Here is a 25,979-nt window from a genome sequence, read left to right as displayed (position 1 = left end):
TCCTGTGCTCAGACTTATTGATTTCCCGCCTCGATACGGGGTACTCGCTGGGTGACTCCGGTCAGAAGCTCATAGCTTATCGTACCGGCGCAGACGGCCACTTCGTCAACCGGGATGTTCTCCCCCCAGAGCTCCACAGTATCTCCCACGGCTGCCCCGGGAACGTCACTGAGGTCCACCGCCAGCATGTCCATGGACACCCGGCCGATCAACGGTACCCGTGTTCCACGGATCCACATCGGCGTTCCGTTTACTGCATGACGGGGGTAGCCATCGCCATAACCGATACACACCATACCCATCCGTGTGGGCCTGCAGGCCCGCCAGGTCTCGCCATACCCTACGGCATCACCTGGTGCCAGCTCCCTGGTGGCAATCAGGCGCGACTCCAGGGTCATGACGGCCCTCAGTCCCAGCGCCGGGCCGTGGCACCCAAGCATGGGCGAACCCCCGTAAAGCATGATACCCGGCCGGGTCCGATCGAAAAGCGCCTGCCCGCTCCTGAAATGGGCAGCGGAATTGGCGACGCTTCGGGTAATAGCCCCCAACCCGGCGGTAGCCTGGTCAAAAACCTCTGTTTGCCGCGCAGTACTCTCACTGTGTTCATCATCCGCGCAGGCGAAGTGGGTCATGGCACCGGTAACGGCGACCCCGACTTGCGCCAGTCGGTCCCTGGTCGTCTCCAGATCGCCAGGCGCAAACCCCAGCCGATTCATTCCGGTATTTACCTTGAGCCAGATCTGCGGCCGCGCTTTACCACTCTCCAGCCAGGCCAGTTGCTGGGGGTCGTGGACCACGACGGTAAAGTTCTGCGCTTCACAAACACCCAGGTCCCGGGCCTCATGAACACCCTGCAGGAGCAGAACAGGCTGTGTCAGGCCAGCCTCTCGCAAGGCGATGGCTTCTTCCAGGCAGGCGACCGCATAGAGATCCGTCTCCGCAGCCAGTGCCCGGGCCACGCGCCCAATCCCGTGGCCATAGCCATCCGCCTTCACCACGGCGATGGTACGGGACGGGGCCGCGCGTTCCCGGGCAAGGCGGAAATTATGGCGCAGATTGTCCAGGTGTATGCGGGCAACGGTGGGGCGCGACATCAGTAATCCCCACCGTAGTCGCCGTGGGCCAGGTCCTCGAACTTGGTGTACTTGCCAATAAATGCCAGGCGCACCGTGCCTATGGGACCATTACGCTGCTTGCCAATGATGATCTCGGCGATGCCCTTATCCTGGGTATCCTCGTTATAAACCTCATCCCGGTAGACAAACATGATGACATCGGCGTCCTGCTCAATGGCACCGGACTCACGCAGGTCCGAGTTCACCGGTCGTTTGTTGGGGCGCTGCTCCAGACTCCGGTTAAGCTGGGACAGGGCCACCACAGGGCAACTGAGCTCCTTGGCCAGACCCTTGAGTGAACGGGAGATCTCGGAAATTTCAGCGGTCCGGCCCTCGGTGTTACCGGGCACCCGCATCAACTGCAGGTAGTCCACCATGATCAGGCTGAGCTTGCCACCGTTTTCCCGGGCAATCCTGCGTGCCCGGGAACGCATCTCGGTGGGGCTGAGCCCCGGGGTGTCATCGATGTAGAGGGGTTTGTCCTTGAGCAAACTCACTGCCGAGGTAAGCCTGGGCCAGTCGTCTTCCTCCAGTTTGCCGCTGCGCATGCGGGTCTGGTCGATACGCCCCAATGACGAAAGCATACGCATGACGATCGAATCCGCGGGCATCTCCATACTGAACACCAGGACAGGCTCACCGGAGGACAACAGGGCGTTTTCCACGATGTTCATGGCGAAGGTTGTCTTACCCATGGAAGGACGACCAGCCACGATAATCAGGTCCGCCGGCTGCATCCCCGAGGTCCATTCATCCAGGTCAGTGAAGCCGGTGGTCAGGCCGGTAACTTTCTCACCGGACTCGAACAGTTCCTCGATACGGGTCAGCGCCTGGGTAAGAATGGGATTTATGGCCTTCGGACCGGAGCCCTCCTTGGTGCGGGACTCGGCAATCCGGAAGACATTGCGCTCGGCTTCATCCAGCAGGTCCGAGCTGGTCCGCCCCTGGGGGTTGAAGGCCGAGTCCACGATACCACCAGAAACCTCAATCAACTGACGCAGAATCGAACGTTCTGCCACAATCTGCGCATAGGCCCGGATATTGGCCGCACTGGGCGTTTTCTCCGCCAGCTCTGCCAGGTAGGAGAGGCCGCCGGCGTCTTCAATATCCCCCGCTCGCTCCAGGTATTCTGCCAGGGTCACCACATCCAGCGGCTCACTTTCGGAAGCCAGCCTCTCCACGGCGGCGTAGATCAGCCGATGATCCTGGCGATAGAAATCCCCAGCGGTGATCACCTCGGAGACTTCATCAAAACGCCGGTTATCCAGCATCAGCCCCCCCAGTACGGCCTGTTCTGCTTCCACGGAATGGGGAGGAATTTTCACCCTGGAGGTTTCCAGATCACTGCTGGATGCCTTGAAACTGCTGGTGGCCATGGATTTTCTCGGATACCGGAATACGAATGGAATTGCCCTGGTCGGCCCTGATTAACGGAGCGACCTGACCCGTTCAAGGATACCAGAAACACACAGGCCCGGAAGCTGCCAAGGCAGTCCGGGCCTGTGGATTTGAGAAGCAGGCGAACAGGTCGCCGATTCTCACTTCATGACGAACGGGACAATCAGTCTGCGACAACGGCCAGCTGAACGGTCACAGTTACGTCAGTGTGCAGCTGAAGCTCGATTTCGTACTCGCCGGTGACCCGGATCGGGCCTTCCGGCAGGCGAACTTCGCTCTTCTCGACTTCAGTACCGCCAGCAGTGATGGCGTCAGCGATGTCACGTACACCGATGGAGCCGAACAGCTTGCCCTCGTCACCAGCCTTGGAGCTGATGGTGAAGGACTGGCCTTCCAGCGCCTCGGCGCGGGACTGTGCAGCAGCCAGCTTGTCGGCGGCAGCCTTTTCCAGCTCTGCGCGACGCTCTTCGAACGCCTTCAGGTTGTCTGCGGTCGCCGCTACAGCCTTGCCATAAGGCAGCAGGAAGTTGCGGCCGTAACCGGACTTGACCTTGACCTTGTCACCCAGGGAACCCAGGTTTGCCACTTTTTCGAGCAGAATAACTTCCATCTCGTTAACCTCTTCGTGCTTTATTCAGCCGGACCGGAGGGCTTTATACGGCCCCGGATATCCAGCCAGCTATCCACAATTGCCAACAGCATCAACAACAAACTGATCGTAAAACCCTGAACCACAAGCAAGGCGTAGAATACCACGAGCCAAAGGTTACTGGCGTTCTTGCGACCGACCACGCCGTGTACCAGCGCGATGCCAGCCACCAGCAACGGCAGCCCTGCCACCCAACCCAGCAGTAACGGATTGATTCCGATTACCGGGGCCACCAGCAGCAACAGCACACACAGGGCTGATACGCCGCGGGACAAGCGGAAAGCGTGGAACTCACGCCGAAATCCGCCCGGGTTGTACAGCACCGCCTGCCAGTACCTGGACAGCATCGCCACGGCGACGGCCATACCCAGGTATGTACCTGGCATCAGGCCTTCCACCATGCTGCGCATGGCTTTCTCAAGGTCGCTCCCCAGCTGCTGCGACATGTCCGGATACGCCCATTGATAGAGACTCATGAACGCTTCGGTCACTTCCTGCAGCATGCCGGAAAACAACACCGGCAACGCCAGGCCGATGACCAGCCCGAGGCTGGAGCCTGCGAGCAGGCTCTTTTCCCAGGACACGGTACTGCGAAGTACCGCCGTCATCAGGAATACCAGTAACAGCACCGAAATTACCGTCGGCTCGTTACCTATCCAGGCCCAGCCAAGTGCTGGCAGCAGTGCCCAAAGGGCAATATTGAGCCCCTGGGCCACTCCAAGCCGTAGTATGACCAGGCCAACAACCGCTGCGCCGATCCATGACAGATAGGGTATGGCGGTTGCAAGGGCGGCGACGCCGCCCGCTTGCAGGGGACCGCGCATTACATACTGTGCCAGTGCACGCATGGTCCCGGGTCCTGTACGATCTTAGTTGTCGTGGCTGTCCGAGTACGGCAGCAGGGCCAGGTAACGAGCACGCTTGATGGCGGTCGCCAGCTGACGCTGATAACGGGCCTTGGTGCCGGTGATACGGCTGGGCACGATCTTGCCGGTTTCTGTGATGTAACCTTTCAGGGTGTCCAGATCCTTGTAATCGATCTCTTTGACACCTTCTGCCGTGAAGCGGCAGAACTTACGACGTCTGAAAAAACGAGCCATTGATAAACTCCTCAACTCCGGATGGGGTGATTACTCTTCTTCGTCCTGGGACTTTTCCTGACGGCGCTCACTGCTCTCAGTGTTGCGACGCGGACGGTCGTCGGAACGACGATCTTCCCGGGACTCAGCTGCCTTCATCGGAGACATGTCAGTGTCCGGACCATCACGACGGATCACCAGGTCACGGATGATCGCATCGTTGAAACGGAAGTTGTGAGCCAGCTCGTCCAGTGCGGCCTGTGAACATTCAACGTTCATCAGGACGTAGTGAGCCTTGTGGATCTTGTTGATCGGGTAAGCCAGGTGACGACGCCCCCAATCCTCAAGACGGTGAATCTTGCCGCCATCATCAGTGATGAGGCCGGTGTAACGCTCGATCATGGCGGGCACCTGCTCGCTCTGATCGGGATGCACCATGAATACGATTTCGTAGTGACGCATGTTTTCTCCCTACGGTTTGAACAGCCTCCAGCAGGTGTATCCGCTCTGCAGGAAGCAAGGAGTTGGCAGCATGGAAGCTGCCGCTTTCCGGGAATTGCCATGAAAATCCGGAAGATACTCCGGTTTTCAGACAATAAAACCCCGCCCCTTCAAAAAGGGGTGACGCATTTTATGCCCATGGAGGATTCGTTGCAAGCTATCCGGCGCTTTGACGCTGGCGCACGGCCTCGTAGAGACAGACTCCCGTCGCGACCGAGACATTGAGGCTGTCCACCAACCATGCATGGGAATCTGGATCAGGTGATCACAATGCTCACGGGTCAATCGCCGCATACCCTTGCCTTCCGCTCCCATCACCAGCCCGACCGGACCCTTGAAGTCCGCCTGGTACAGGGTCGCCTCTGCCTCACCGGCAGTACCGATCAGCCAGACGCCCTGCTCCTGCAGCGTGCGCAGGCAGCGAGCCAGGTTAGTGACCCGAACGAAAGGTACCGTCTCGGCAGCGCCACAAGCCACCTTTCGGGCAGTCGGGTTCAGCGTGGCCGACTTGTCTTTCGGTACAATAACGGCTGCAACACCGGCCGCATCAGCGGTGCGCATGCAGGCGCCAAGGTTATGGGGGTCGGTCACACCGTCCAGCACCAGCAGCAGTGGCGGCTCGGACCGGCCGGCCAGCATCCGGTACAGGTCGTCCTCGGTCCACTCCCGGCTCTCGCTGACCTGGGCCACAACGCCCTGATGGGCGCCGGATACACGGGCATCGAGTTCCTTACGATGCACTACCTGCCACTGAACGCCAAGCTGATCGAGCCCTTCGGTAATCTGCCTGACCCGGCGATCCTGCCGGCCCTGCTGGATCCAGACCTGCTGCAATCGCTCCGGCTCTTTCTTCAGAACCGCGTCAACGGCATGCCAGCCAAATACGAATTCTTCCGACACTATTTTGTCCCTTTCCGTTTAGCGGCTGGCGCCGGTTTTCTTGCGACCACTGCTCCTGCGGCCTGAGCCCTTGCCAGAGGCCGGCTTGCGATCCCCCTGCTTGCCAGAGGATTTACTGGAAGCCTCCCTGGCCGCTTCGGCTGACAACTGGTCCTTCGCGGAAGGCTTACGTGAACGGGAGCGGCCCTTGCTGCCCTTACCGCCCTTGCCTTCCCGGGACTGCTGCTCCGCAGACTTGCCCTTCGGCGCCCCCGGAGCCCCCTTCCCTGATGACTTGCGGGCACCGGAACGGCGGCTTGGCTCGCTGACCAGCTCCAGGTCAATCTTGCGGTCGTCCAGGTCCACCCGCACGACCTGTACGCGCACCTCATCCCCAAGATGGAAGCTGGTCGCCGTGCGCTCGCCCACCAGGCGGTGCTTGGCGGCATCGTGGTGATAGTAGTCCCCACCAAGGGTGGAGATATGCACCAGGCCCTCTATGTAGATGCCGTCCAGCTCGACAAAGAAGCCGAAAGGCACCACCGCCGCGATAACACCATCGTAGGTCTCACCCACATGCTCGCGGAGGAACTCGCACTTGAGCCAGGCCATCACATCCCGGGTGGCATCATCTGCCCGGCGCTCTGTCATGGAGCAGTGCTCGCCCAACTGGACCATTCTGGCCTGGTCGTAGGGATACTCCGCCAGCTCCGAATCACGCTTCGGCGGGTGTTCCACGTCCCTGGCCGGCTCCTCGCGATGCACGATAGACTTGATGGCCCGGTGCACGATCAGATCCGGGTACCGGCGAATGGGTGAGGTAAAGTGGGTATAGCTGGTGTAACCCAGCCCGAAGTGGCCACTCTCATCAGGACTGTAGACTGCCTGGCTCAGGGACCGCAACATCACCATCTGGATCACATGGGCATCAGGCCGGTCCTGGATACTGCCGAGCAGCTCCTGGTAGTCGGACGATGAAGGCTTGTCGCCACCACCAAGCTGCAGACCCAATTCACCCAGGAACAGCCGTACGGCCTGCAATCGCTCCTCGGAAGGGCCATCGTGTACCCGGTACAGGGCCGGTACCCGGTATTTCTTCAGGAAGCGAGCCGTCGCCACGTTGGCGCAGAGCATGCATTCCTCAACGATCTTGTGGGCATCGTTGCGCTGCACCGGGACGATTTCCTCGATCTTGCGATGGGCATCGAAGATTACCCGGGTTTCGGTGGTTTCAAAGTCGATCGCGCCACGCTCGGTGCGAGCTTCCCGAAGCACCTTGTAAAGGCCATACAGGTCGTGCAACTGGGGCAGGATATCGGAATAGAGCTGGCACAGACTGATGCCGGTTTCCGTATCCGGGTGCTCCAGCATCTGACTGACCTTGGTGTAGGTCAGGCGCGCGTGGCTGTGCATCACCGCCTGGTAGAACCTGTAGCCGCTGATACGGCCCGAAGCGCTGACGGTCACGTCTGCCACCATGCAGAGACGATCAACCCCCGGGTTCAGAGAGCAGAGCCCGTTGGAGAGCTTCTCCGGCAGCATGGGCACCACATGGTCCGGGAAGTACACCGAGTTCCCCCGGTTGATGGCCTCCTCGTCGAGGGGCGAACCCGGCCTCACGTAATGGGACACGTCCGCAATGGCCACCAGCAACCGGTAGCCGCCCCGGGGACGCGGCTCACAATAGAGTGCATCATCGAAATCCCGGGCGTCTTCACCGTCAATCGTTACCAGCGGCAGGTGCCGGATATCCACCCGGTTCTGCTTGTCTTCCTGCTTTACTTCTTCCGGTATGGCCGCCGTCTGGCGACCAACTTCCGGCGGCCAGGCATGGGGAATATCGTAGGAGCGAATCGCCACGTCGATTTCCATTCCCGGCGCCATGTGCTCTCCGAGCACTTCCACCACCCGACCAGTAGGCTTGGTGCGCTGGGTAGGCTGACGCAGGATATCCACCACCACATACTGGCCATGACGGGCCTTGCCGCAATCTTCCTCGGCAATCATGATCTCGTTATTGATGCGCGGGTTTTCTGGCACCACGAAGGAGATGCCGCTTTCCCGGAACAGCCTGCCCACGGTCTGGGTCGTGCGATGCTCCAGCACCTCGACAATCTTGCCTTCACGACGACCACGGTCATCGACGCTGTCCACCCGGGCCGCTACGCGGTCACCATGGAATACCTGGCGCATCTGGCGCGCACTCAGGAAAAGGTCCGAGCCGCCGTCATCCGGCATCAGGAAGCCAAAGCCATCCTTGTGACCGGATACACGACCGGTCACAAGGTCTGCTTCATCAATAGGCAGGTAACGGCCCTTGCGGTTACAGATCAGCTGACCATCACGGCACATGGCGATCAGGCGGCGACGCAGGGCCTCAATACCCTCCTCGCTGGTCTGGCCAAGCTCCTCGCAGAGGGTCTCGTGGGTTGCAGGGGCTCCCCGCTGGCGCAGGTGGTCGAGGATGAACTCCCGACTCTGTATGGGGTTGTCGTACTTCTGTGCTTCGCGATCCGCGTGGGGATCACGCGGTTCTTTTCTTGAAACCATCGTGTCTCTCTTATCTGGTTTGGACCGGCATACGCCGGCAACCAGCCCCGACCGCACCCGTCTGACGTCCGGTTAATTCGACAGGGTTCTGAGCCCGTCGCGGACCAGAACCCTGTCGAATTACCCGGACCAGACGGCGAATCAGCGCGCCGGGCTGGCATGAATGTATCCGGAGTATAACGCCCAGCACCCATACCCACCTAACAAAGGCCAGAAATCGCCCTTAAGGGATCATGCCTACGCGTGGTAAAAATTTCATGAATCCGGCCCAAAAAATGTTTGACAGCCCCAGAACGAATCATTAAAGTACGCGCCATCGGTTGAGGCGACACGCCGCAGCCAGCAACCAAAGGCTTGAATTCGAAACAGAATTCAGTAAGATAGCCAGAAGTTGTAGTCACCTGCCGAGGTGGTGAAATTGGTAGACACGCTAGCTTCAGGTGCTAGTGGGGGCAACCCCGTGGAGGTTCAAGTCCTCTCCTCGGCACCATCCTTTTCCTCTATTGGATGGTCGAATCAATACCTTACAGACTTCAGATATACAGGTGTTTGGGTTAGAAAAACCCGACTTTAACACACCTGATTAAACCATTTCTATTTCCCTACTCCGCCCTGATTGTTCAGCCACCTTGGGCTGCCGTTAACGCACTTTCTCCTTCTTCCTTTATTCAGCTAACGACGCCGTTTGTCGCCTTCATTCAATACCCTACTCTCTCGCAGCATTGCCCGTGTACGCCCTCGCCGCTACACTCAAAGGCATTTTGACCCGCATGGGCACCACACGCCCCATGCTCATTGCAGTAGATGGAACCCATTGAATGAGCCACAACATCACCCTTGCGCAACTTGAATCCTTCCTGTGGGAAGCCGCCGATATCCTGCGCGGCAACATGGACGCATCCGAATACAAGGACTACATCTTCGGGATGATGTTCCTGAAGCGCCTGTCGGATGCCTTTGAAGAAGCACAGGAAAGCGTTGTCCGGTACTACATGGACAAGGGCAAGACCGAAGACCAAGCCCGTGAGCTGGCGGACGATGAGGACGAATACGACAAGACCTTCTATATACCGCCCGTTGCCCGCTGGGGTGCCATCAAAGACCTGAAGCACGACATTGGCTCTGAACTGAACACCGCCACCGAAGCCATCGAAGAATACAACCCCGTCCTGGAAGGGGTGCTGGTTTCCATCGACTTCAACATCAAGAACAAGCTGTCGGATAAAAAACTGCGTGACCTGCTGAGCCACTTCAGCCGTTACCGCCTGCGCAACGAAGACTTCGAGCGCCCGGACCTGCTGGGCACCGCCTACGAATACCTGATCAAGATGTTCGCGGACAGTGCCGGAAAGAAAGGCGGTGAGTTCTACACCCCATCCGAAGTGGTGCAGCTATTGGTTGCCCTGCTGAAGCCCCATGCCGGAATGCGTATATACGACCCCACCGCCGGTTCTGGCGGTATGTTGGTGCAGACCCGAAACTATCTGGCGACCCACGGTGAAAACCCGTCCAACCTGTCCCTGTTTGGTCAAGAGATGAACTTGAATACGTGGGCAATCTGCAAGATGAACATGTTCTTGCACGGAGTCTACAGCGCGGACATTCGCAAGGGTGACACTCTGCGCGAACCCCAGCATACCCAAGGCGGGGAGCTGATGACCTTTGACCGGGTGATTGCCAACCCGCCCTTCAGCCTGAAGAAATGGGGCAAGGAAGAAGCGGAGAGTGATTCCTATGGTCGCTTCCCCTACGGCACACCGCCCAAGGATGCCGGTGACCTGGCATTCGTTCAGCACATGATTGCCAGCCTGAACGCGGAAGGCATGATGGGCGTGGTTATGCCTCACGGCGTTCTGTTCCGGGGTTCCAGCGAAAAAGCCATTCGCCAGGGCATATTGAATGATGACCTGTTGGAAGCCGTGGTGGGCTTACCGGCTGCACTGTTCTACGGCACCGGCATACCCGCCTGCCTGTTGATCATCAACAAAAACAAACCGGCAGAACGTAAAGGCAAGGTTCTTTTCATCAACAGCGAGCTAGAATACGAAGAAGGCAAAAACCAGAACAAGCTCCGCCAGCAGGACATTGAAAAGATCGTCCGGACCTTCGACGGCTCTTTTTCGGATGGAACAGCCGAAATCAAACGCTATTCAAAAGTCGTCACCCTGGCTGAAATCGCCGAAAACGATTACAACCTGAATATCCGCCGCTACGCCGACACCAGCCCACCCCCGGAAATCTTCGACGTGCGCGCCATACTGCACGGAGGCATCCCGGTGCGGGAAGTGGAAAGCGAGTACATCCGGGAGGAAATTCTGGAAGACTTCGATGTGTCCACGGTGTTTGTGAAGCGAGATACTGACTACTACGACTTCAAACCGGAGATCGACACCAAAGAAGCCATTCGGGAAACCGTGGGTGATGTTGATGCTAAGGTGATCGCCCAGTTGGAGCGTTGGTGGGACAAGTACCGGGTGTCGTTGAATGAACTGGATGTACAGGTAAATGAAGCTGAAAGCGTGATGAAGGGATATTTGAAGGAGCTGGGGTATGAGTAATGCGGTTCCTGACGGGTGGCAAATCAAAAAACTCGGAAGCCTTGTGGACCCAAGGTCTAGCAATGTCGATAAAAAGACGGACCCTGGTGAAATCCCAGTTCGGTTGTGTAATTATACTGATGTTTATTACAAAAATAGGATCACGTCCGACATCGATTTCATGGAGGCTAGCGCAAAACAGAGGGAAATTGACCGTTTCTCGCTAGAGAAGGGTGACGTGATAATCACGAAGGACTCAGAAACACCCGGTGATATCGCGGTTCCTGCCTACGTATGCGAAGACCTAAATAACGTGGTTTGCGGATATCACCTGACGTTGCTAAAACCACATATGGCAGAATCCTATGGCGAGTTCCTTTCGCATCTTTTCCAATTGTCCAGTGTACAGCATTACTTTTATGTTCTGGCAAATGGGATTACCCGTTTTGGATTGACTGCTGACGCCATTAGTGAGGCTCCGCTTCTAACGCCCCCACTCCCCGAACAACAAAAAATCGCAGCCATCCTGTCATCCGTCGATGACGTGATCGAAAAAACACGCGCACAGATCGACAAGCTGAAAGACCTGAAAACCGGCATGATGCAGGAGTTATTGTTCAAAGGAATTGGACATACGGAGTTTCGAGATTCGCCCGTCGGGCGAATACCGGCATCTTGGAGGGTCTCGCCACTGCACAGTGAAGCCAAGATTTCCTATGGCATCAGCAAGCCCTTGGACAGAACATTGCAACAAGGCGTCAAGATCATTGCCTTACCCAACGTAACAAAGGAGGGTGAGTGGAACTTGTCTGAAGTCCCATTAGTTGATCCATCCTTAGTGAAACAAGATGATTACTTAAAGCACGGGGATATATTGTTCAACTGGAGAAATGGAAGCATTGCACATCTAGCCAAGACGGTCCTTTTTGATTTGCAAGGCACCTATACCCATGTGGGTTTCTTACTAAGAATTCGAACCGGGGATAATCTTAACGCTAGTTTCCTGCATTTTTTTCTAAAATATATTAAAAACAATGGATTCTTCTTGAACTCCAAGATTCAAGTTAACAACACCTACAACAAAGAAGAACTTGGCGACGTACTCATACCAGTTCCTCCATTGCATGAGCAAAAAGTCGCGGCAGATCAAATTGCTACAGTTGAGTCGAACATTTCTCTCGTTGCGAGAAGACTTGAAAAGCTAGAGAGTTTGAAAAAATCCCTAATGCAAGACCTGTTAACTGGAAAAGTCAGAGTCAAAGTCGATCAAAAGGAGTCAGCGGTTGCCTAACCTGGCACCTGCCCCGATATGTTTCAGGATGAAGTCGAAAAAGTCGAACTGCCCGCCATTGAACAACTGACTCGCCTTGGCTGGACCTACGTGCCCGGTGCTGAACTTGCGCCGGTTCTGCCGGTCGATGGATCACCCGCAGGCGAACGTGGCTACTACCGGGATGTGGTGCTGTCCAAACGCCTGGAAGCTGCCGTGGTCCGGCTGAACCCGTGGATCAGTGACGAGAATCTGCGCAAAGTCGTCCGGGAATTCACCCACCCCAATCACGCGGGCTTGATGGAATACAACCACTCCATCTATGACTTGCTGGTGAACTACCTATCCGTTGAACAGGACTTGGGTGCCGGTCGCAAGGGGCAGACCGTCAAGGTTATCGACTTCGATAACCCTGAAAACAACGAATTTCTCTGTACCAACCAGTTCAAGATTGAAGGACCCGTTAAGTCAATCACACCAGACATTGTCTGCTTCGTAAACGGCTTGCCGTTGGCTGTGATTGAGTGCAAATCGCCGTATGCTGCCGACGCTATAGCCGAAGGCATTAACCAGCTGCGCCGTTACGCCAACCTGCGGACTCCGGAAGACGATGAAGGTGCCCAGAAGCTATTCTGGTACAACCAGCTGATGGTATCCACCTGCCGGGATCAGGCGAAGGTGGGCACCATCAGTTCCAGCGCCCAGCATTACGGTGACTGGAAGGATGCTTACCCGTTTACGGATGCGGATATTCAGGCGATGGCGCAACAGGCTGCCTTCATCTCCACCGGCTCGACAGCACCCAGCCACAAGACCGGTGATGTGCCCTCACCAGAGTATCTGGTTGCCGCTAAGCAGATCGCTTCAGGCACCGGAACCAGTTCAGGCGAAGTCACCCCGCAACAGCGGTTGCTTGCTGGCATGTTCGACCCCGCCAGCTTCCTGGACCTGATGCAGAACTTCACCCTGTTTGAACCGGTGGATGGTCGCCTGATCAAGAAGGTGGCGCGGTATCAGCAATACCGGGCAGTAAACAAAGTCATAGAACGCCTCAAGAGCGGCACCACGCGCAAGGAAAAGTCAGGGGTAGTCTGGCATACCCAAGGGTCCGGAAAGTCCCTGACCATGGTTATGCTGGCTGTGAAGATGCGCCGTGACCCGGAGTTGAAGCAGTACAAGCTGGTGTTCGTGACTGACCGCACCCAACTGGACGGGCAACTCTCAAAAACCTTCCGGGATGCCCAGAACGAAACCATCTACAACGCTGGTTCCGTGGCGGAACTGAAGGAACTGCTGTCCAAGGATTCTTCCGACATTGTGACCGCCATGGTGCAGAAGTTTCAGGAAGCGGAACAGGAAGGCGACTTCACCGACCTGAACCCCAGCGACAAGATCATTGTGCTGGCGGACGAAGCCCACCGCACCCAGTTTGGCGGGCTGGCAATGACCATCAATGCCGCCCTGCCCAACGCCCCGAAGATCGGCTTTACCGGCACGCCTCTGCTGAAATCCCAGAAGATGGACACAGCCTTCGGTGGCTACATCGACAAGTACAAGATCAACGAAGCCGTGGATGACGGTGCCACCGTGCGCATCATCTACGAAGGTCGCCAGGTTCAGAGCGATGTGGTGGGTGATTCGCTGGACGCGCTGTTTGAAGAATACTTCAAAGACAAAAGCGACGACGAAAAGCGGGAAATCAAGAAGAAGTACGGTGTGGAACGGGCAGTGCGGGAAGCCCCTGCCCGCATTCGCTGGGTGTGTATCGACCTGTTGAAGCATTACCGGGAAAAGATTCAGCCCAACGGCTTCAAAGCCATGATTGTGGTGGGCAGCCGCCATGCCGCCACGGTGTTCAAGAAGACCCTGGACGACCTGGAAGCGCCCCCTTCGGAAGTGATCATTTCCGGTGCCCACAACGACCCGGCATACCTGAGCCTATACACCGATAGCGCCCATCAGAAGCAGGTGATCAAGAACTTCACCAAACCCATGGATGAAGACCCCACCAGTTTCCTGATCGTGAAGGATATGCTGCTGACCGGCTTTGACGCACCTATTGCACAGGTGATGTATATCGACCGGAGTTTGAAGGACCACACCCTGATGCAGGCAATCGCGCGGGTGAATCGGACATACAAGGGCAAAGCCTGCGGTTACGTGGTGGATTACTACGGGCTATCAGACTACCTGACCGACGCGCTGAAGCAGTTCAGCAGTGAAGATGTGGAAGGCACCTATCACACGCTGAAGGATGAAATACCGCGCCTGAAAGCGGCTCACACCCGTGTGGCTGCCATCTTTGCTGGGGTTAAAGGCACAGATGTAGATGATTACGTTCTGCACCTGAAGGATGAAGACACCCGCCAGCAGTTCGAACTGGCGTTCAAGAAGTTCGCCAAGCAGATGGAGGTGATCCTGCCGGACACCGCCGCTCAACCGTTCATTCCGGACCTGAAGTTGTGGGGCAAGGTGCAGAACGCCGCCCGTAATCGCTACCGGGACCCCGGACTGAACATCTCCGATGCCGGTGCGAAAGTCCGCCAGCTGGTGGATGAACACATCATCAGCACCGGGGTAGACCCGAAGATTCCACCCGTGGACCTGCTTGCAGCGAACTTCAAGGAAACCGTGGAACAGATCAAATCCCCGGAATCCCGCGCGTCCGAAATCGAAAGCGCCATCAAGCACCACATCACCGTGAACCTGGATGAAGACCCGGAATACTACAAATCCCTGAGCCTTCGCCTGCGGGATATTATCGAAAAGACGGCGGGCAAGTGGGACCAGCAGCTGGAAATGCTGCTTCAGATGGTCGATAGCATGGAGTCTGAACACAAACAGGCTGCGGATGATCTGGGGCTGAGTGAAACGGAATTCGCTTTCTACAACATCCTGATGGCGGAAGTGACCAGCCATGCCGGTGAAGATGCCATCAGCGAAGCCGTACACGACGAAATCAAGGCAACCAGCCAGGACCTTGTTAGCATGTTCGATGAAGCGACCCAGATTGTGGACTTCTTCAGCAAGCCGGACGAAGTGAAGCGGATGAAGAAGGAAATCAAACGGGCGGTTCTGGATTGTTCGTTTGGTGAAAAAGCCCTGGTAAACGTAGTGCAGGATCGGTTCATGGAACTGGCGAAGAACAAGTTCAAATGATGGCAGCGCAAAAACCCCATTCACGGCACCCAGAGTACCGGGACGCAAACGGCTTCATTGCCGAGGTCATCCGCACCAACCGCCGGAAGTCTGCGGATATTCGCGTGGAGGATGGCGCGGTGTCCGTGGTGGTGCCTGTTAACACTCCTGCCGAAAAGATCGACCAGCTACTGGCAGCCAAACGCCGCTGGATTAAAGAAAAGATCACCCTGCACCGGGAAATGTCCCCCGCCAGCAGCAAACGCTATGTTTCGGGCGAAGCCTTCAGCTATCTGGGGCGTAACTACCGCTTGAAGGTAGAAACAGGCAACTTCGCGCCTGTGAAGCTATTGAACGGGCGTTTGGTGGTCACCGTACCCAATGGCACCGAACAACCTCACATGGTCCGAAACGCCCTTTTGCGCTGGTACAAACGGCAAGCAGAACAGAAGCTGACCGAGAAAGTGAACCGCTTCGCGCCCATGGTTGGCGTAGAGCCTGCCGGGGTTGGCATCCGCACCTTCAAATCCCGCTGGGGCAGCTGTACTACCAAGGGCAAGCTGGAATTTAACTGGCAGATCATGATGGCACCAAACCGGATGGTGGATTACGTGGTGATTCACGAACTCTGCCATTTGATACGGCATGACCATTCCCCGGAATTCTGGCGGGAAATGGCGCGAGTGATGCCGGATTACCCGCATTGCCGGGAGTGGCTGAAGGACAACTCCTTCAACTTTAGCCTATAAGGTAAACGCCCCCCCTAACTCATTCAGCTTCATTGGCTGCCCGGTCAAGATTTGCTTAGAGCAAATAAGTTTGCTCTAAGCAAATTTTCGTGTAAGATGGGATCTGACTGGATGACAACGTCCAGGCGTTCTTTAAAAGACTTATCTCGTGATAATTGGTGACCAGACAAGGACCAACCCTATTTTGATTGGTCGATGCGCTTTGATTAAGGCATCTCTCTCCGGTGGCGCGTAGCCATTGCTCCATGTCAGCGATTCGATTGACAGATGTGGGCGACTGGCGACCTCCGGTCGGTAAAAAGGGTTCGTGGCGTTCCGCTGTGTTTCTTTCGGTCCCAATTGCGTTGTGGCGACTGGTGCAATTGCACCGAGGAAACCCATCAACACGAGGATAGATGCATGAGTAATGCAGAGTCTTTAAAGAAGTTGCTAGTTCTTCTCGAAGAAGTGAAAGCAGCTACACGTGATACAGCGGAACCCGGCGTTAGTGAGGCACTGGACGAAGCCATTGGCGAACTTCAGCGCATTCATGACAGTGACGAAAGTAGTGAGGCGATCAAACTCAAAGCCCTTGAGTGTCTTGGCAGGTTTTTCCAAAGCCTACCGGGTATCGCAAAACTTCTGGAACTGCTGTCAGGTAACTGACGCAACGAACCCTATTTTACATTGGTGACTCTTATGGATTTAGGTAGAGCAATAACCAGAGTACGCCGTTTAAAAAAAATGACTCAAGCCCAACTGGCTCAGTCTGCCGGGGTCTCAGTCTCGCATTTGTGCCTAGTCGAGAAGAATAAGCGTGATCCTAGCCTTCAGCTTGTCGAGTCATTAGCGAAAGCACTCGGTATACCTGTTAGCGTTTTGGTCTTTCTTGCCGCTGAAGAAAGCGAAACACCGGAACTCGAACAGCAGCACTTCCAATCAATTACCGACGCAATCAAAGGTCTTATGAGCAATGACGCCGCTTAGGAGCGTAGACGTCACTGCTCACCTTCCCAAATATGGGACCCTCCAGTCATTAGCGTCACTGCTTTCCATCCCAGAAGCCCAGCTTCTTCAGATTGCCAACTCAGTTGATTCGTATCATCGACCAGGAAAAACCCTCAAGAAAAAGAACGGTGATCCCAGACCAACTCACGATGCGGAAGAACCTCTGAAAACCATCCACGAGCGCATCAAAAACCGTATTCTGAAGAAAATCTCATACCCATATTACATGCTGGGTGGAATTGCCGACCCTGTTAACCCTCGAAGCTGCCACGCTCATGCAAAGATACACAGTGGGAAAAAGGTATTAATCACCGAGGATATTAAAGACTTCTTCCCAAGGACGACCAAGGATGTTGTCTACAAGGTTTGGCTTCGCTGTTTCAGTTTTTCGCCGGAAGTTGCAGGCATCTTAACCAGACTGACGACTTATCAAGATGAGCTACCACAAGGTTGGAAAACAAGTGGATACCTTGCAAACCTGGTGTTTTGGGAGCGGGAACCCCAATTGGTTAGCCAACTAGAAAAACAAGGATTAGCCTACAGCCGCTTTATGGATGATATATCGATATCCAGTCGGAGAAGCCTGGTTAATGGGGAAAAGCGCGCAATTATATCCAGCGTTTACGCTATGCTTTTCGGTGAAGGTTACGCGCCCAAGCGTTCAAAGCATTCTATTGTGACACCAGCCGAACCCATGCAAGTTACTAGCCTAAACGTCAACGGCAGGAAGCCTACGATTCCAAAGCAACAGCGCCACGCTGTTCGGGCTGGAATCTTCAAGTTAGAAAAGCAAGCACTTGAAGACAACACAACAGACGATTTCTGCAAAAAGTGGAAATCTCTATCTGGCAAGGTTGGTCGAATCACCACTCTCCACCCGAAGGAAGGAGCAAAACTGAGACGGCGGCTAAATTCGATCAAGCCTCCACTCAATCGCTAGCCAGGAGCAGCCCCTGCGAAAATGGCTGACCCACCCTTTGTAGTGTGGTCAGCCAGTGAGCCAACCAGCCTAGAAACAGTGGTCCATCACGAATTGCCGACTTTTGACCCCCCATTCCCGGTAGTCATCTTGCTCCAACTCCCCCTGAATACCAGGGCACCCTTCAAAGAAATCCAGCAGCAAACAGGCGAAGCCGGAATCACGGTCAACATGGGCTGCTTCACATAGCGCATCAAACACGCCAAGTACTGAGGTGGACCCAATCAGTTGGACAACCTGATGGTGTCCCTATGACCTGCCCCCAACTTTCTAATCCATTCTGATCTTAGTAATGTTCATCACCAGAGTGTAGTGGTCAACTAATCCCGGACAGTATTTTAAGGTTTTCCTCAGCGGCAACGGGCGAAATGCCGTCGTTGAATGCGTGAGGTCGTTGCCGGTTGTAGTAGTCCATCAGATAGCCACCCACATCTTTTTTGGCCTCAGGCAGATTTCGGTAACCCAGGGCCGGTATCCATTCGGATTTTAGGCTCCGGAACAGCCTCTCCATCGGTGCGTTATCCCAACAGTTGCCTCGACGGCTCATGCTTTGAGTCATCCGATAGCGCCAGAGCCTCTGGCGGAACTTACGGCTGGCGTACTGGCTCCCCTGGTCCGAGTGGAACATGACCTTCTCTGGCTGACCACGCTGTTCCCAGGCGTGATCCAGAGCTTTTACAACCAGATCCGCATCCGGACTGGACGACATAGCCCAACCAACAACGCGGCGGGCGAACAGATCCAGCACGACAGCCAGATAGCTCCACCGCTGGCCGCTCCATACATAGGTAATGTCACCACACCACGCCTGATTGGGCTGGTCTACCGTAAACTCACGAGCCAGATGGTTCGGGATATCCGGTCGCTCAACGGTGGCCTGCTTGTAGGCGTGAGGGCCAGGTTGCTTGCAAATCAGCCCTAGCTCGCTCATCAGTCGTCGAACCTTGAAGCGACCAATGACAACGCCGTCGTCATTGAGCATACCCTTGATTGTTCTGCTGCCGGCAGAGCTGCGGCTTTTGGTAAACAGGCGATTAACCTGAGCCTTCAGGGCCAGACGCTCAACATCCACGTGCTTCCGCCGTTGGCGATACTCGTAATAGCTGGAACGGCTGATATCGAACGCATTGCAGACCATTTCAACAGGCATTTGCTCACTTAACTGGTCTATCAGCGCGTACGATTCAGGTCGTCCGACATCAAGAGAGCGGTAGCCTTTTTTAGTATGGTCTTCTCCATCTCAAGGCGTTTGCAGCGGGCTTCCAGCTCCTGAATCCGTCGCTGCTCCGGGGTCAAAGCTTTCCCCTTTGGGGTAATGCCTTCTCGCTCATCCGTCAGCTGTTGAACCCAGCGTCGCAAAGCACTTTCACCCACGCCCAAGGACGTACAGGCCTGGGCAATGGTGTAACCTTGATCCAGCACCAGGCTGGCTGCTTCCTGTTTGAACTCAGGAGTAAAGGAACGTCGTTTTCTGGTCATCAGACACCTCGCTTATGGTGGCGATCTTACCACCTACGTTGGTGTCCGGGATCATTGAACCACTACAGTGAGGACGATGAACATGAAGAAGCGATTCACCGAAGAACAGATCATTCCCATTCTGAAGGAAGCCGAGGCTGGCCTGCCGGTCAAAGAGCTGTGCCGCAAGTACAACATCTCGGACGCAACCTTCTACACCTGGCGTAAGAAATACGGTGGTTTGGAGGTCTCTGAGGCCCGTCGTTTGAAGGCCCTGGAGGAAGAGAACGCCCGGCTCAAGAAACTGCTGGCCGAGTCCATGCTGGACACAGAAGCTCTGAAGGCGGCTCTCAACCGAAAGTACTGACCGTCGGGAACAAGCGCGAGGCTGTGCGTACCATGCTGTCGGAGACGACGATATCCGAGCGCAAAGCCTGTTCACTCGTCGGGTTATCCCGCGCAACGATGCGGTATCAGTCTCAGCGTTCTCCAGAGGAGCGTGAACTGACAGAGCGCATCAAAGCCATTGCGTTCGAACGTCGCCGGTTCGGGTACCGGCGTGTTCATCAGTTGCTGCGTCGTGAGGGTGCTGAGGTGAATCACAAGAAGGTTTATCGACTTTACCGGGAAGCAGGCTTGGCCGTCCGCAAACGCAAGCGCCGTAAAGGGGTGATGGTCGAACGGCAGCCCTTGGTGCTGCCCGATGCGCCGAATCATACGTGGTCTATGGATTTCGTCATGGATTCCTTGGCCAACGGGCGCAGGATCAAATGCCTGACGATCGTGGATGATTTCACCAAGGAATGCCTCGACATTCCCGTTGCTATGGGAATCTCAGGCGAACAGGTGGTCCGCACCCTGGATGGCATAGCGGCCTTCAGAGGCTATCCAAAGGCCGTCAGAACCGATCAGGGGCCGGAATTTACTGGCAGAGCATTGGATCAATGGGCCTATCATCATGGCGTTGAGCTGAAGCTGATCCAGCCTGGAAAGCCGATGCAGAATGGTTACGTCGAGAGCTTTAACGGAAAATTCCGGGATGAGTGTCTGAATGAACATTGGTTCCGGGATCTTGCTCATGCCCGCGAAAAGATCAGCAACTGGCGCTTGGACTACAATGAGCGGCGACCGCATTCATCCTTGGGGTATCAGACACCCCTGGAGTTTGCCTCCGCTCTCCGACTTGGAAAAACTGATTCAAAAGTAACGGACATTACTAGGGAGCAGTTGGATTAAAGACTGGGGGCAGGTCACTCCTGATCCGGCTCGGCCACAGATAATCCATACCGGTGAGTCCGCGCAATTCGATCCAAGCTTCGACCGATTCGCGCGTCTTTTTCGTTATCTCAAACTGAACAGGTTGACTGGTTTTCTGCTGAATGACTTGCGCCCGATCCAGAACCTCTCCGTTTCTGGAAATATCTCGAACCAAGAGCTTTACCATGTCGCAGGATCGGAGCTTGCAATCAATAGCCATATTGAACATCGCCAGCTCTCGGATGTTCTTTGCAATCTCCAAACGAATACGGATAGCCCATATTTGTTCGAGTTTGAGCGGTAGCTTCTGGCCAACGAGCTTTCCCTTGTTCCAAGGAGCTTTGCTGATAGGAAATGTCATAACACGGCCCTCTTTGGACGGTAAGGGTGTAATCCCCCCATTTCTAACCGTTCTTTTGAATAGAGAATTAAGCGGCCTCCAGTAGTCTGGACGGGGGTATTCCTCCAATGGCCGTGTTCGGTCGTTCGTTGTTGTACTGCCAGAGCCACTGAGTCGCTAATAGCTGAGCATGGGCAATGCTTTCGAACTGATGCAAGTCTAGCCATTCATGTCGTGCGGTCCGATTGAACCGCTCGATGTAAGCATTCTGGGTGGGCTTGCCAGGCTGAATGTAGATCAGCGTAATTCGGTTTCTGTTGGCCCAGTTTATCAGTGACTGCGAGATGTATTCTGGCCCATTGTCACATCGAATCGCTGCGGGTTTGCCGCGCCATTCAATGATCTGGTCCAGGGCACGAATCACCCGTTGTGCGGGTAATGACAAGTCGACTTCAATGCCCAGGCCTTCCCGGTTGTAGTCATCAATCACATTGAAGGTTCGGAACGTCTTGCCGCTAACCAGTTGATCGCTCATGAAGTCCATCGACCAGACCTGATTGGGCGCGGTCGGCACATCCAGCTCACCTGGATAATCCCGCTGGATCCTTCGTCGGGGCTTGATGCGCAGGTTCAGTTCCAGCTCCCGGTAAATGCGATACACGCGTTTATGGTTCCAAGGGTAGCCCTTCACGTTACGCAGATACAGGAAGCACAGGCCAAAGCCCCAGCGCTTGTGCGTTTGTGTGAGCCGTAACAGCCAGTCCGCCACCAGTGCGTTCTCGCCACCAAGCTTCGCCTGGTAGCGATAGCAGGTTTCGCTGATGCCATACACCACACAGGCCAACCGAATACTGATGCCATGTTTGGCCACGCCCTTGATGGCCATCTCCCGGCGTTGAGATGGCCTTACAACTTTCCCTCAAGAGCTTCCTGGCGCAGTTCAGCTTTGAGCCGCTCTTCGGCATACATCTTCTTCAGGCGAGCGTTCTCAGCTTCCAATTCCTTCAGGCGCTTCATCATGGATGCATCCATACCGCCAAACTTCGAACGCCACTGATAAATCAGGGCCGTGCTGACGTTGTGCTCACGAGACAACTCAGCCACCGGAACACCGGCTTCGTGCTGCTTCAAAATCGCCATGATCTGGCTGTCAGTAAATCGAGACTTCTTCATCTGTCGCTCCTTCTGCGATCATTGTAAAAGTCTCTACTCAAAACCTCGATTATTTTCTGGGGGGACTACAAGGGCCCTTAAGTATGGCTCAGAGGATGTTCTCTGCTGGCCAACCTGGTCGCAAAGCGGACATTCAGGTCGACCACAAAGCGGACCTTTTCATGGGCCGCGTGACCCCGTTTCACCCTACGGTTCACTGAGGACTTGACGCAATTGGAATGTCTGGCGAAACACCCACGGGCGGAAAACTATAATCAGCAGTGCAACTGAAACGGGGATTTTTACAAAACCATTCCGGTGTAGTTTGTGGAGCGATTACGTCTAACTGAGATCGGAAAACGCACTATTTAATTTTGCTACTCTTTCCGCGTAATGGGGCCACCCAGCCTCTTCACCAGATTGGGCTAATTGATCGAACTCTGAAATAAGAACTGAAACGTTTGCATGAGCATGTTCGTCAATCGATTGGAGCTTAGTGTTCAATCTTTCTTCCAAGTCCTCACGAGAAATGCGCTGGGTGGACGCAGGCTCGAGACAATCTTGTATTATGTTAATTAATTCAGGGTCAAAAGGCTTCGATCCAACTGGGTTGATCTGTGCGCCTCTTTTAATCCATTTTTTCCACGGATTCTCTCGCAGCCATTTGTTGCTTTTCTCTTTCGATGGCCGGGGCCAGATTTGGCTGGTGTGCTCCCCAATTGGGTGGGCGCCACCGGTCAGCATTTCGTAAAGAATAACTCCAAGAGCAAAGACATCAACCTTAGAAAAGTCGCGAAGAGGTTCGCCTTGAGGAACTGTGTGGTATTGCTCGGGTGCCATGTATGGGCGGCTACCGTATGGGTGCCCTAGCATCCGGTAGGCATTCGCTAACTCAAAGTCCGCTATATACGTTCGACAGCGCAGAGGGTAGTCCAGCGGTACTCTGAAATGGTCGGCTATGTAGTCAATGAAGATGTTCTCAGGTTTAAGATCTTGGTGGCACTCCAGTCCTTTGTTTGCGCAATAAATGAGTCCATGAACTATCTGAATCGCGATACTAATCGCATCCGCCTCACTTATAGGTCCTTCAGAAATAACATCGCGCAAATTGGCATCCCGTTTTCTCGAAAGCAGGAACGGCGCACCGTGAATTACGGCAACATCAAAAAACCGCTGAACTAGCGGATGGTGGCAGACGAGATGTGCATTATTCACTTCATGCAGAGCCCGGTAAAAAAATTGATATTTTTCATTTTCTGACATCGAATCAGTTACCTGGATGCCTTTTGCAACAACATATCGTGGAACTACACCCGCGCCCTGATCGAAGGTATAGATACTAGAGTGAGGGCTAGACATTTCTCCACAAATTGTTCCGTGCTTATGAAGGGCAAGTTCGATGAGTTGAGTCTGCAATTCTCGAGGAAAATTCCAAAGCCTCTCCATATAGTGACTCCAAAATGTGAAAGCTAAAAAGGGTCCTGATTCAACCGTTCAGAATAGCCGATAAAGGTTCGCCGAGGTCGTATCTGGGGCGTACCTCGATCAACCAAACACCATGTTTCCTGCATTTTCGCTTCTTGTCCACGTCCCGCCTTTGAGTTTTCTCAAAGGTATTGCCTGGAATGCGGGACGGTCGCAAAGCGGACATTCGGATCTGAGTCGCAAGGCTCTGTTCTAGGCTATGGTGTGCCATGCGTATCGAGTGGAGTCCATCAGCCGTTTAAAACCGTCCGTGGAAACGGCTTAGAACACAACGCTGATAACTAGGGGATCGGTTCAGACCAAGCCTAGTGTCAGGACTGACTCACATGCCCCCTCAAATTCAAATCTATGACGATTACCGCTATCGAATTAACTCCAGGGTAATCCATTGCAATACTGCTCCAATATGATTCCAAGGCATAGCCGAGGTTATTGAGGCCAACCCTTTGGCCTCCTATCTCCCATCGTTTTCCTTGCGCGACCTCCCCAGCAACCAATAGAAACACACCACATCCCGCACCTTCTTCGCGAAGGTAGTCTCCCGCCAGTTGATTGCGAAGCCTCTCGCAGAGCTCTGGTCCACTCCATTGTTTATCGAGAAGCTTCAATTCGATGGGAACAGGTGAAGTCACATTGCTATTTTGCAGCCAAATGTCCATGCGTTGACTATTGGCGAGCTCTGGCTCTTCGGCTGTTGTATATCGATCTTGAGAATGCCCTCGAAGCCAACCAGCAATATTTGTTCGCATTTCTATCTCGTCTGTAACCCTACGCCAAGTTTTCCATGGACTATCATTGCCCCTTTCAAGCCAATGCTTTAAGTCAACAAGCTTATTTACTGCCAGCTCGTATAGTTGACGGTGGGTTTCCGGGACAAGCTGCTGGTTTTTCTGGAATTGACTAACCTGCCTCCCGCTCCATGGCTCTAAATCTCCATCTTCTTGGGCTCGTTTAGTAGCTAAGAAATGCATCCTTTGGCGATAAGAGACGACTGGATGCTCATTGGCAAGTTCCTTGATCGCTGCGTAAGTCTGTTCCCCTGGAATGCCCGCCAATAGACTAAACAGCTGATCACGGGCGTCTTGCGCGTCGTCGCGCAGTTCTGGAGTAAATACTCCGCGTCCCGACCTGTTGATGTCTTGAGAGTTATTGTCAAATCTGGTGTATGACCATCAGGCAGCGTTCCTGTCAGATTGATCTTCCACCTGTATTCCATCCTGAAACTGCACGTTGTCCACGACCAGCTTCAGTTGGTCGAACCCCTTGATCCGCTTCCAGCGCTTTTGGGCGGACTGTAGCAGTTTGAACACCATCGATAACGTGGTGTCGCGGTTGCCGCAAGAGCGGCTTCGCTTGGTTCTCAGTCGCACTGTGGCGAAAGTGGATTCAATCGGATTGGTCGTCCGTAAGTGAATCCAGTGAATCGCCGGAAAATCGTAGAAGGCCAGCAGCTCGTCACGATCCTTCTCCAGGTTTTCCATGGCCTTTGGGTACTTGTCCCGGAACCGCCTCAAGGTGCTATCGAACGCCTTGTGAGCGCTGTCTCGCGTCTCGGCCAGATAGATCTCGTGCAGTGCCGATTTCACCTTTGGCTGCACGGACTTGGGCAGTTTGTCCAGCACGTTAGCCGTCTTGTGGACCCAGCACCGCTGGTGCCGGGTGTCCGGAAACACCTTGCTCAGGGCCTTCCAGAAGCCCAGTGCGCCGTCGCCAACAGCTAGCTTGGGCGAAGGCTCCAGGCCTCTTTCCCGTATGTCCGTGAGCAGCTCTCGCCAGCTGGCTTCGGACTCCCGGTGGCCATCCTCGACCGCAACCAGCTCCTTGTGGCCGTGCTCGGTCACGCCGATGATCACCAGCAGGCAGAGCCGGTCATCCAGGCGGACGTTGCTGTACACGCCGTCCGCCCACCAGTAGACGTAACGCTTCTGGCTCAGGTCTCGTCGCTGCCAGTCCTTGTGCTCATCAAGCCACTTCGCCTTGAGCCGAGACACTGTGTTGGCCGACAGGCCATTGGCTTGTTCACCAACCAGCGCACTCAGGGCCTCCTGGAAATCACCAGAGGAAACACCTCGCAGGTAGAGCCAGGGAATCAGTTCCTCCAGGCTCCGGGCGCGCTTCAGGTACGGTGGCAGCAGGTGGCTGTTGAAGCGAATGCCAGAGCCACTGCGATCCCGGACCTTGGGAACCTGCACTTCCACGTCACCGACGCCTGTCTGGACGGTGCGCTTGGGAAGGTGCCCATTACGCACCACTGCCTTGCGACCATCAGGTGCCTTAATGTCCTCATATTGCCTCAACAGACTCTCCAGCTCTGTCTCGACAGCCTGTGCAATCAGGTCCCGGGCACCCTGCCGGATCAACTCGTGCAACGGATCGTTGCTGGCTACCTCTGGTTGTGAAAGAGCATGCAGGTTAGACTTGGGCATGGCGTATCATTCCTCTGTTGGTTGTGATCT

At 55.0% G+C, this 25,979-nt stretch carries 21 protein-coding genes, 1 tRNA gene and 1 pseudogene; 9 read left to right on the top strand and 14 right to left on the bottom strand.

From position 1 onward, the window contains the following. Positions 1–14: 14 nt before the first annotated feature. The 8 genes and pseudogenes from alr to rnr all read right to left on the bottom strand — a co-directional run bounded on the left by alr (position 15) and on the right by rnr (position 8,171). The gene (gene alr / locus LJ360_RS06080; protein ID WP_091849317.1) at positions 15–1,094 is read right to left on the bottom strand and encodes an alanine racemase; all 1,080 of its coding nucleotides are present in this window, start codon (positions 1,092–1,094) and stop codon (positions 15–17) included. Further along, positions 1,094–2,491 (bottom strand): replicative DNA helicase, encoded by a 1,398-nt coding sequence (gene dnaB, locus LJ360_RS06075; protein ID WP_264995596.1) that lies wholly within the window; start codon positions 2,489–2,491, stop codon positions 1,094–1,096. The genes alr and dnaB overlap by 1 nt, the downstream gene beginning before the upstream one ends. 185 nt (positions 2,492–2,676) lie before the next feature. Beyond that, on the bottom strand, positions 2,677–3,123 hold the full coding sequence (gene rplI, locus LJ360_RS06070; RefSeq protein WP_091849319.1) for a 50S ribosomal protein L9: 447 nt from the start codon (positions 3,121–3,123) through the stop codon (positions 2,677–2,679). Positions 3,124–3,143: 20 nt separating this feature from the next. Further along, a complete protein-coding gene (locus LJ360_RS06065) occupies positions 3,144–4,010 on the bottom strand; it encodes a hypothetical protein (RefSeq protein ID WP_264995595.1) in 867 nt (288 codons plus the stop codon). A gap of 21 nt (positions 4,011–4,031) precedes the next feature. Beyond that, complete coding sequence (gene rpsR / locus LJ360_RS06060; RefSeq protein WP_007154918.1) at positions 4,032–4,262, bottom strand: 30S ribosomal protein S18; 231 nt, start codon at positions 4,260–4,262, stop codon at positions 4,032–4,034. 30 nt (positions 4,263–4,292) lie between these two features. After that, the gene (gene rpsF / locus LJ360_RS06055; protein WP_091849321.1) at positions 4,293–4,703 is read right to left on the bottom strand and encodes a 30S ribosomal protein S6; all 411 of its coding nucleotides are present in this window, start codon (positions 4,701–4,703) and stop codon (positions 4,293–4,295) included. A gap of 196 nt (positions 4,704–4,899) precedes the next feature. Beyond that, a pseudogene (gene rlmB, locus LJ360_RS06050) lies at positions 4,900–5,642 on the bottom strand (23S rRNA (guanosine(2251)-2'-O)-methyltransferase RlmB). 18 nt (positions 5,643–5,660) lie between these two features. Beyond that, complete coding sequence (rnr, locus tag LJ360_RS06045; RefSeq protein ID WP_264995593.1) at positions 5,661–8,171, bottom strand: ribonuclease R; 2,511 nt, start codon at positions 8,169–8,171, stop codon at positions 5,661–5,663. Between the two features lie 403 nt (positions 8,172–8,574). On the opposite strand from rnr, the gene LJ360_RS06040 reads away from it, so the two are divergent. The 8 genes from LJ360_RS06040 (at position 8,575) to LJ360_RS06005 (ending at position 17,792) form a co-directional block, all read left to right on the top strand. Continuing rightward, positions 8,575–8,661 (top strand) — tRNA-Leu (locus LJ360_RS06040). A gap of 328 nt (positions 8,662–8,989) precedes the next feature. After that, complete coding sequence (locus LJ360_RS06035) at positions 8,990–10,729, top strand: type I restriction-modification system subunit M (protein WP_264995592.1); 1,740 nt, start codon at positions 8,990–8,992, stop codon at positions 10,727–10,729. Beyond that, positions 10,722–11,999 carry a restriction endonuclease subunit S gene (locus LJ360_RS06030; protein WP_264995591.1) on the top strand — a complete coding sequence of 426 codons (1,278 nt, stop codon included), beginning with the start codon at positions 10,722–10,724 and terminating at the stop codon, positions 11,997–11,999. The genes LJ360_RS06035 and LJ360_RS06030 overlap by 8 nt, the downstream gene beginning before the upstream one ends. Positions 12,000–12,017: 18 nt before the next feature. Then, the gene (locus tag LJ360_RS06025; RefSeq protein WP_264995589.1) at positions 12,018–15,137 is read left to right on the top strand and encodes a type I restriction endonuclease subunit R; all 3,120 of its coding nucleotides are present in this window, start codon (positions 12,018–12,020) and stop codon (positions 15,135–15,137) included. After that, positions 15,134–15,865: a M48 family metallopeptidase gene (locus LJ360_RS06020; protein WP_264995588.1), complete on the top strand. Its 732-nt coding sequence runs from the start codon at positions 15,134–15,136 to the stop codon at positions 15,863–15,865. Before LJ360_RS06025 ends, LJ360_RS06020 begins: the two co-directional genes overlap by 4 nt. Positions 15,866–16,264: 399 nt before the next feature. Then, the gene (locus tag LJ360_RS06015; RefSeq protein ID WP_264995586.1) at positions 16,265–16,510 is read left to right on the top strand and encodes a hypothetical protein; all 246 of its coding nucleotides are present in this window, start codon (positions 16,265–16,267) and stop codon (positions 16,508–16,510) included. Between the two features lie 33 nt (positions 16,511–16,543). Next, a complete protein-coding gene (locus LJ360_RS06010; protein WP_264995585.1) occupies positions 16,544–16,831 on the top strand; it encodes a helix-turn-helix domain-containing protein in 288 nt (95 codons plus the stop codon). Then, complete coding sequence (locus LJ360_RS06005; RefSeq protein ID WP_264995584.1) at positions 16,818–17,792, top strand: reverse transcriptase family protein; 975 nt, start codon at positions 16,818–16,820, stop codon at positions 17,790–17,792. The genes LJ360_RS06010 and LJ360_RS06005 overlap by 14 nt, the downstream gene beginning before the upstream one ends. A 355-nt stretch (positions 17,793–18,147) precedes the next feature. On the opposite strand, the gene LJ360_RS06000 is transcribed toward LJ360_RS06005, so the two are convergent. After that, positions 18,148–19,310, bottom strand: a protein-coding gene (locus LJ360_RS06000) for an IS3 family transposase (RefSeq protein ID WP_264994284.1) whose coding sequence is annotated in 2 segments (ribosomal slippage) — positions 18,148–19,055 and positions 19,055–19,310 — 1,164 coding nt in all. Because the reading frame shifts where the segments join, the coding sequence is not laid out codon by codon here. Between the two features lie 82 nt (positions 19,311–19,392). Here LJ360_RS06000 and LJ360_RS05995 point away from each other — a divergent pair. Beyond that, positions 19,393–20,525 (top strand): IS3 family transposase gene (locus LJ360_RS05995; protein WP_264995225.1). Its coding sequence is split into 2 segments (ribosomal slippage): positions 19,393–19,651 and positions 19,651–20,525, totalling 1,134 coding nucleotides; the frame shifts between segments, so codons are not numbered across the junction. Here the strand turns inward: LJ360_RS05995 and LJ360_RS05990 are convergent. The 5 genes from LJ360_RS05990 to LJ360_RS05970 form a co-directional block, all read right to left on the bottom strand. Next, a complete protein-coding gene (locus tag LJ360_RS05990) occupies positions 20,506–20,907 on the bottom strand; it encodes a hypothetical protein (RefSeq protein ID WP_264995583.1) in 402 nt (133 codons plus the stop codon). The two genes, LJ360_RS05995 and LJ360_RS05990, sit on opposite strands and share 20 nt — an antisense overlap. 67 nt (positions 20,908–20,974) lie before the next feature. Then, positions 20,975–22,059, bottom strand: a protein-coding gene (locus LJ360_RS05985; protein WP_091855255.1) for an IS3 family transposase whose coding sequence is annotated in 2 segments (ribosomal slippage) — positions 20,975–21,798 and positions 21,798–22,059 — 1,086 coding nt in all. Because the reading frame shifts where the segments join, the coding sequence is not laid out codon by codon here. Between the two features lie 321 nt (positions 22,060–22,380). Beyond that, a complete protein-coding gene (locus LJ360_RS05980; protein WP_264995581.1) occupies positions 22,381–23,484 on the bottom strand; it encodes a protein kinase domain-containing protein in 1,104 nt (367 codons plus the stop codon). A gap of 350 nt (positions 23,485–23,834) precedes the next feature. Beyond that, positions 23,835–24,578 (bottom strand): hypothetical protein, encoded by a 744-nt coding sequence (locus tag LJ360_RS05975; protein WP_264995580.1) that lies wholly within the window; start codon positions 24,576–24,578, stop codon positions 23,835–23,837. 117 nt (positions 24,579–24,695) lie between these two features. Next, positions 24,696–25,949: an IS256 family transposase gene (locus tag LJ360_RS05970; RefSeq protein ID WP_264994805.1), complete on the bottom strand. Its 1,254-nt coding sequence runs from the start codon at positions 25,947–25,949 to the stop codon at positions 24,696–24,698. Positions 25,950–25,979 lie beyond the last annotated feature (30 nt).

Source organism: Marinobacter sp. AN1, from assembly GCF_026013985.1.
Taxonomy (GTDB): domain Bacteria; phylum Pseudomonadota; class Gammaproteobacteria; order Pseudomonadales; family Oleiphilaceae; genus Marinobacter; species Marinobacter segnicrescens.
The sequence above is the reverse complement of the archived record's forward strand: the minus strand, read 5'-3'. Positions and strand labels throughout refer to the sequence as shown.

Coding starts and splice junctions, on each gene's coding strand:
- LJ360_RS06065 (WP_264995595.1), bottom strand. CDS start 4,010: ATGCGTGCACTGGCACAGTATGTAATGCGCGGTCCCCTGCAAGCGGGC.
- LJ360_RS06010 (WP_264995585.1), top strand. CDS start 16,544: ATGGATTTAGGTAGAGCAATAACCAGAGTACGCCGTTTAAAAAAAATG.
- LJ360_RS06025 (WP_264995589.1), top strand. CDS start 12,018: ATGTTTCAGGATGAAGTCGAAAAAGTCGAACTGCCCGCCATTGAACAA.
- LJ360_RS06030 (WP_264995591.1), top strand. CDS start 10,722: ATGAGTAATGCGGTTCCTGACGGGTGGCAAATCAAAAAACTCGGAAGC.
- rplI (WP_091849319.1), bottom strand. CDS start 3,123: ATGGAAGTTATTCTGCTCGAAAAAGTGGCAAACCTGGGTTCCCTGGGT.
- dnaB (WP_264995596.1), bottom strand. CDS start 2,491: ATGGCCACCAGCAGTTTCAAGGCATCCAGCAGTGATCTGGAAACCTCC.
- alr (WP_091849317.1), bottom strand. CDS start 1,094: ATGTCGCGCCCCACCGTTGCCCGCATACACCTGGACAATCTGCGCCAT.
- rpsR (WP_007154918.1), bottom strand. CDS start 4,262: ATGGCTCGTTTTTTCAGACGTCGTAAGTTCTGCCGCTTCACGGCAGAA.
- LJ360_RS06035 (WP_264995592.1), top strand. CDS start 8,990: ATGAGCCACAACATCACCCTTGCGCAACTTGAATCCTTCCTGTGGGAA.
- rnr (WP_264995593.1), bottom strand. CDS start 8,171: ATGGTTTCAAGAAAAGAACCGCGTGATCCCCACGCGGATCGCGAAGCA.
- rpsF (WP_091849321.1), bottom strand. CDS start 4,703: ATGCGTCACTACGAAATCGTATTCATGGTGCATCCCGATCAGAGCGAG.
- LJ360_RS05980 (WP_264995581.1), bottom strand. CDS start 23,484: ATGGAGAGGCTTTGGAATTTTCCTCGAGAATTGCAGACTCAACTCATC.
- LJ360_RS05970 (WP_264994805.1), bottom strand. CDS start 25,949: ATGCCCAAGTCTAACCTGCATGCTCTTTCACAACCAGAGGTAGCCAGC.
- LJ360_RS06020 (WP_264995588.1), top strand. CDS start 15,134: ATGATGGCAGCGCAAAAACCCCATTCACGGCACCCAGAGTACCGGGAC.
- LJ360_RS06005 (WP_264995584.1), top strand. CDS start 16,818: ATGACGCCGCTTAGGAGCGTAGACGTCACTGCTCACCTTCCCAAATAT.
- LJ360_RS06015 (WP_264995586.1), top strand. CDS start 16,265: ATGAGTAATGCAGAGTCTTTAAAGAAGTTGCTAGTTCTTCTCGAAGAA.
- LJ360_RS05990 (WP_264995583.1), bottom strand. CDS start 20,907: ATGACATTTCCTATCAGCAAAGCTCCTTGGAACAAGGGAAAGCTCGTT.